The organism is Moorena sp. SIO3A2 (assembly GCF_010672265.1).
Taxonomy (GTDB): domain Bacteria; phylum Cyanobacteriota; class Cyanobacteriia; order Cyanobacteriales; family Coleofasciculaceae; genus Moorena; species Moorena producens.
The window spans coordinates 70,637-76,796 of record NZ_JAAHHC010000024.1 but is presented as its reverse complement, the minus strand read 5'-3'; the positions used below and the strand labels follow the sequence as shown (position 1 = coordinate 76,796).

General features: G+C 44.5%; 6 protein-coding genes. 5 read left to right on the top strand and 1 reads right to left on the bottom strand.

What is annotated here, in order from left to right; all coding sequences use genetic code 11:
• Nucleotides 1–1,237 (top strand): O-linked N-acetylglucosamine transferase, SPINDLY family protein (locus tag F6K64_RS23845; RefSeq protein WP_287266464.1); only part of this gene is annotated, 1,237 nt, incomplete at its 5' end.
• A gap of 120 nt (nt 1,238–1,357) precedes the next feature.
• On the opposite strand, the gene F6K64_RS23840 is transcribed toward F6K64_RS23845, so the two are convergent.
• Nucleotides 1,358–1,510: a hypothetical protein gene (locus F6K64_RS23840; RefSeq protein WP_154659979.1), complete on the bottom strand. Its 153-nt coding sequence runs from the start codon at nt 1,508–1,510 to the stop codon at nt 1,358–1,360.
• 417 nt (nt 1,511–1,927) lie between these two features.
• Here F6K64_RS23840 and iscB point away from each other — a divergent pair, with 417 nt between their 5' ends.
• The 4 genes from iscB to F6K64_RS23820 all read left to right on the top strand — a co-directional run bounded on the left by iscB (nt 1,928) and on the right by F6K64_RS23820 (nt 6,047).
• Nucleotides 1,928–3,262: an RNA-guided endonuclease IscB gene (iscB, locus tag F6K64_RS23835; RefSeq protein WP_287266502.1), complete on the top strand. Its 1,335-nt coding sequence runs from the start codon at nt 1,928–1,930 to the stop codon at nt 3,260–3,262.
• A 256-nt stretch (nt 3,263–3,518) separates the two neighbouring features.
• Nucleotides 3,519–4,118 carry a Uma2 family endonuclease gene (locus F6K64_RS23830; protein WP_287266461.1) on the top strand — a complete coding sequence of 200 codons (600 nt, stop codon included), beginning with the start codon at nt 3,519–3,521 and terminating at the stop codon, nt 4,116–4,118.
• Between the two features lie 245 nt (nt 4,119–4,363).
• Nucleotides 4,364–5,119, top strand: coding sequence for an MBL fold metallo-hydrolase (locus F6K64_RS23825; RefSeq protein ID WP_008190866.1), 756 nt, complete (start codon nt 4,364–4,366; stop codon nt 5,117–5,119).
• Between the two features lie 136 nt (nt 5,120–5,255).
• Nucleotides 5,256–6,047: a glutathione S-transferase family protein gene (locus F6K64_RS23820; RefSeq protein ID WP_008190864.1), complete on the top strand. Its 792-nt coding sequence runs from the start codon at nt 5,256–5,258 to the stop codon at nt 6,045–6,047.
• Nucleotides 6,048–6,160: the final 113 nt, after the last annotated feature.

The window sequence follows — 6,160 nt, the reverse complement described above, 5'->3', positions numbered from 1 at the left end:
AATTGAGTTAAAGTCCCCCAGAATTGGGGGATTTAGGGGGCTTGCACCTGAAGGTAGTGAGGTCAATTCATCGGAAAATCCCTGTAATAGGGAGCAGGGATCCCCCCTAACCCCCCTTAATAAGGGGGGAATTGAGGAGGGAGGAAAAACTACTAGACCCTTAAAAGTCGGATACCTGTGTCATTGCTTAAGACGGCATTCCGTGGGCTGGCTAGCTCGTTGGCTGTTTGAGCATCATGACCGGGAGCGGTTTCAACTTTATGGCTATTTCGTAGACTACAAGTTAGTAAACGATAACCTCCAAGAATGGTATGTCAATCAGGTAGACCATCCTCGCAAATTAGGGATTCATGTTCTAGAGGTGGCTGAGCAGATTTATCAGGATCAACTGGATATTTTAGTTGACCTTGATAGCATCACCCTGGATATCACCTGTGCAGTCATGGCCCTGAAACTGGCACCAGTACAAGTCACCTGGCTAGGGTGGGATGCTTCAGGATTACCTGCCATTGATTACGTGATTGCTGACCCCTACGTATTACCGGATTCCGCTCAAGCTTACTATTCCGAGAAAATCTGGCGCTTACCCCAAACCTATATTGCGGTGGATGGGTTTGAAGTGGGTGTACCGAGCTTACGTCGGGACCACCTGGATATTCCCAACGATGCCACGGTTTATCTCAGTAGTCAGAGGGGATACAAGCGCAATCCCGAGACCACAAGGCTGCAAATGAAAATTATCAAAGCAGTCCCCAATAGCTACTTTTTGATTAAGGGTAAATCTGACCAAGACTCGATCACACGGTTCTTTAACCAGATTGCGGAAGAAGAAGGAGTAGAGTGCGATCGCCTCCGGTTTCTACCAGAAGTCCCTACGGAAGCCGTTCATCGTGCCAACTTAGGCATTGCGGATGTGGTCCTGGATACCTATCCCTACAATGGAGCCACTACTACCCTGGAAACCCTGTGGATGGGTATTCCCCTAGTCACCAGAGTGGGAGAACAGTTTGTTGCTCGCAACAGTTACACCATGATGATGAATGCCGGAATCACCGAAGGCATTGCCTGGACAGATGATCAGTATATCGAGTGGGGGATTCGCTTAGGCAAAGACCCTGCTCTAAGACAACAGATTTCCTGGAAACTGCGACAATCTCGACAAACTGCCCCCTTGTGGAATGGTAAGCAATTTACTAGGGAAATGGAAAAGGCTTATGAGGCAATGTTAGGGAGATAGGGAGCTGTCAGCTATCAGCTATCAGCTATCAGCTATCAGCTATCAGCTATCAGCTATCAGCTATCAGCTATCAGCTTAAGCGCTACGCGCACGCTACGCGAACAGCTATGAGTTTATGCACTACAGATGGTGCTTTTGAATCAAACAGGTAACCATTTGTTGAATCTGAGGAAAGTCCCAGCATCGTTCGCACAGCGTGGCCAAACGCGCACGCGTGGCCGTTCGCGTAGCGTGGCCAAAAGGCCAAAAGGCCAAGGCCAAAGCCTGTGCCACAAAGCAGACAACTGACCGCTTAATGCTGACTGCTGACTGCTGACCGCTGACCGGTGAAGGCTTAGGCGTAGAGCGATAACATTAGCCCTAAAGAATTTGGTACAAAAATTTTCAAAATATGTTATAATAATAAATTTTGTGTAATATACTGAAAATGTGGATGGAAAACGTCCGTCACGAACTCGCCGCTAATTCCTTCGGACTATAGCGGGAGATTGATTGCTCTGTCGTGACCAGACTAAGTTCTTAGAGAACTACGTTATTCAGCTCATGACACCTACAAATACGTGCCAGTTTGTAGCAACTGTCGTACAGCTTTAAACAGGCGTAACGAGTTAAACCAGTGAGTTGTACCTAACAAGGTTGAATAACATTGTCGAGGCTAACTCTACCCGTTTATCGGAGTGTTCGTGCGTAATGCGAGTTTTCGTTCTAGATCAAAACAAACAACCTCTAGATCCTTGTCATCCAGCGAGAGCTAGAGAACTACTTAAGAAAGGGAGGGCTAAAGTTTTCAAACGCTACCCATTCACTATCATCATGCCAGATCGGTCTATCGATGATTCTGTTACTCATTCACACAGAATTAAGATAGACCCCGGCTCAAAAACAACAGGTATTGCTATTGTTTGTGAGCAAACTGGACGGGTTACCAATGCTTTAGAAATCAACCATCGAGGTCAACAGATTAAGAAGGCTCTAGAATCTCGACGAGCATTAAGACGTGGTAGACGGAATCGCAAAACCCGATATCGTCAGCCAAGATTTCTAAACCGAACACGCCCTGACGGTTGGTTGCCACCATCATTAATGAGTCGAGTTTTCAATGTTGAGACTTGGGTTAGGCGGCTGATCAAGTTGTGTCCTATAACCGCAATATCTCAAGAATTAGTTCGATTTGATACTCAGAAAATGCAAAACCCAGAAGTATCAGGAGTTGAATATCAACACGGTGAGCTATTTGGATTTGAGGTAAAAGAGTATTTACTTACTAAGTGGGGACATAACTGCGTTTACTGTGGCGCTATTGATACTCCCTTAGAGGTTGAGCACATTATCCCCAAATCAAAAGGTGGTAGCAATCGAGTTAGTAATTTAACTCTTGCGTGCAGAAGCTGCAATCAGAAAAAAGGTAATGACTCGATCGAGAAATTCCTAAGAAAAAAGCCGGAAATACTCAAAAAGGTATTAGCTAAAGCCAAAAACCCTTTAAAAGATGCAGCAGCAGTTAACGCAACCCGATGGGAATTGTTCAGAAGACTAAAACTAACAGAGCTACCTATTGAGGTAGGTTCTGGCGGCTTGACTAAGTTCAACCGGAAAACTAGGGGTATTGAGAAAACCCATTGGACTGATGCTGCTTGTGTAGGTAAGTCTACCCCACAGATGTTATTACTAAGCGGAGTGAAACCACTAACGGTTACAGCCAAAGGTCATGGCGTTCGTCAGCGATGCCGTCCAGATAAGTACGGTTTTCCAAAGGCTCATGCACCTGCTGCTAAGTTTTTTAGAGGCTTTCAGACAGGGGATATTGTCAAAGCTGATATCAAGAAAGGGAAGTATGCTGGGCAATACACAGGGCGAATTGCTATTCGTTATCGTCCGAGTTTTGTGCTTTCGGCAAAGCCGTTCGCGAAGCGTGGCCTACGGTCTCCGCTACGCGAACAAACTTCTGCTCAGAAGATTGATGTACATCCAAAATATTTGCAAACAATCTTTAGGGCTGACGGCTATGAATACCAAGTTAATTAATGCGGATTCGCGCTTGGCTGTAGGCCACGCTACGCCAGGGCAAACGCATCTAAATTCTAGAAGCCTTACTCAGAAGCGATTTCAAAATTAATCAGCATAAATACTTATCGGTTCAATCTCATATCCAGTAGGCATTTCAGAATAAAATGCGTTTACCCTGAATGAATAATTACCAATTATAAATTCTACATTCTAAATTCTTCATTATCAATTCTAAATTATACATTCTTATTCCCTATTATCAAATAAAAACACGATGCTATTACAAGACAAAAAACGCTACTACACAGCAGACGAGTATTTAGAACTAGAAGAAGCTGCTGAGTATAAAAGTGAATATCGGGATGGAGAAATTATACCGATGGCTGGAGGAACCACCAATCATAATAAAATTGCTCTCAATTTTGCCGCTAACTTGAAGTTTGCCTTAAAAGGAAAAGACTACGATATCTATATCGGTGATGTGCGATTGTGGATACCTGATTATCGTCAGTATACTTATCCTGATCTTATGGTAATTAAGGGGAAACCGATCTATACCGGCAAAGGTAAGACTACTGTCATGAATCCCTTGCTAATTGTTGAAGTCTTATCTAAATCTACTAGAAACTATGACCAAGGAGAGAAGTTTCTCTACTATCGCTCAATTCCCCAATTCAAAGAATATATACTAATAGACCAAGCCAGATATCATGTCATCCAACATGCTAAAACTATTGAAGGACAATGGTTACTGACTGAGCAAACATCAGAAAATGGAATTTTGGAATTAAGTACTATCGATTTTACCATTAACTTTAGTGATATTTACGATGGAATTAAGAATGAAGAATTAAGAATGAAGAAGGCAGAATGAAGAATTGAGAATGAAGAATTAAGAATGAAGAAGGCAGAATGAAGAAGGCAGAATGAAGAAGGCAGAATGAAGAAGGCAGAATGAAGAAGGCAGAATTGAGTTATAATGGTGAAGGCAGAAGGCAGAATGAAGAATTGAGTTAGAATGGTTAAGGCAGAATGGTGAATGGTGAAGGCAGACTTCTAAATTCCAAATTCTAAATTCTAAATTCTAAATTCTAAATTCTACATTCTACATTCTAAACTATGTATCTCACCCATTTCGGCGCAAACACCTGGCTACTGGAACTTCCAGAGCAACGGATTCTGATTGACCCCTGGTTAGTGGGTTCATTGGTCTTTGGCAATCTACCTTGGTTCTTTAAAGGGGACAAACCGGAAGCAATTAACAGCATTCCGGATAAAATTGACCTAATTTTGCTCTCCCAAGGCTTAGAGGACCACACCCATACCCCAACCTTGGAAAAATTAGACAAAACTATTCCAGTGGTGGGCTCTACTAGTGCGGCAAAGGTAGTCAAACAGCTAGGTTATACCCAGGTAACCCCCCTTACTCCTGGTGAAACCGTTGCGTTAGGAAATCACTTAGAAATCCGAGCCTTGCCAGGAGCACCCATTGGTCCATTCCAGCAGGAAAATGCCTATCTGATCACGCAGTTGGATAGTGGTACCAGTCTTTACTACGAACCTCATGGCTATCCCCCTGCTGAAGTCAAGGATTATGCCCCAGTAGATATCGTGATTAGCCCAGCCCTAACCTTAGAAATTCCCTTAGCCGGGCCAATCGTTCAAGGGCATAAGACAGCACTGCAATTGGCGCAATGGTTACGACCCCAAGTCTTTCTGCCCACAACCATTGATGAAAATGTCAAGTATGAAGGGGTTTTGGGTTCCGTAGTGCGGGAAGTGGGGAGTCTCGAAGAATTGCGATCGCAACTCCTCCAGGACAATCTGCCCACAAAAGTCATCACTCCGGAACTAGGGGTTTCCTTGGAATTATAGGAAGGGAATCGGCAATCGGCAATCGGCAATCGGGAGAAGAGAGGGGGAAGTGTGGGAAGTATGGGAAGTGTGGGAAGAGGAATGTGAAAACGCTACAGTAGCATAGTGTCCCACATCAACAGCGAGAAGATCCAACATGCTGGAGTTGTATCAATTTGAACTGTCCCAATACTCAGAGAAAGTACGACTGATTCTGGATTACAAAGAGCTGGACTATCGCAAAATTGAGGTAACCCCAGGAGTAGGACAGTTAGAACTATTCCAACTGTCTGGTCAAAGTAAGGTACCAGTGCTAAAAGATGGGGATACCGTGATTAGTGATTCTACTGCGATCGCAATGTATTTGGATCGCAAGTATCCCGACAAACCCATCATCCCCACCGATCCCAAAGAACGAGGACTGTGTTTACTGATCGAAGAATGGGCAGATGAATCCATTGGTACCAAAAGCCGGAAAGTGGTCTATGGCGCATTGAGCCAAAATCCCGACTTCCGCAAATCGGTCCTACCGAACCAAACCCCGGATTTGCTCAAAACAGTAGTTGGTTCGGTACCCTCGGAATTTTTAGATATTCTAGGGTTTGGTGTCGGTTGTGGCACTGATGCCGTCAAGGAAGCCAAAGATGGTCTCAAGCAAGACCTAGAAGCCTTGAGTCTGTTACTCCTGGATAGTCCTTATCTAGTCAGCAACTCCCCTTGCTTAGCAGATTTTGCCGTAGCCGGTTTAAGTCTGCTCCTGAAATTCCCCGATGGGAATTATCTCGATATCCCCCAGCAATATCAAGGTAAAGGCATTCCTGGCTTGGCCGATAGTAACCTCTACGAAACCTTTTTCGCTTGGCGCGATCGCATCTATGCTGATTATCGCAAACCTTTAGTTTCCGATAGTCCTAGTGATTCTCAACCCACATCAATTGAGATCGACTAATAATAATTGACTCTAAGGGGTCAGCGGTCAGCCGTCAGCGGTCAGCGGTCAGCGGTCAGCCGTCAGCCGTCAGCTGTTCGCGTAGCGTGCGCGTAGCGCTTAAGCTGATAGCA

What these genes read in the sequence shown, in the direction of transcription:
- iscB (WP_287266502.1), top strand. Translation starts at nt 1,928, where the DNA reads ATGCGAGTTTTCGTTCTAGATCAAAACAAACAACCTCTAGATCCTTGT.
- F6K64_RS23830 (WP_287266461.1), top strand. Translation starts at nt 3,519, where the DNA reads ATGCTATTACAAGACAAAAAACGCTACTACACAGCAGACGAGTATTTA.
- F6K64_RS23825 (WP_008190866.1), top strand. Translation starts at nt 4,364, where the DNA reads ATGTATCTCACCCATTTCGGCGCAAACACCTGGCTACTGGAACTTCCA.
- F6K64_RS23820 (WP_008190864.1), top strand. Translation starts at nt 5,256, where the DNA reads ATGCTGGAGTTGTATCAATTTGAACTGTCCCAATACTCAGAGAAAGTA.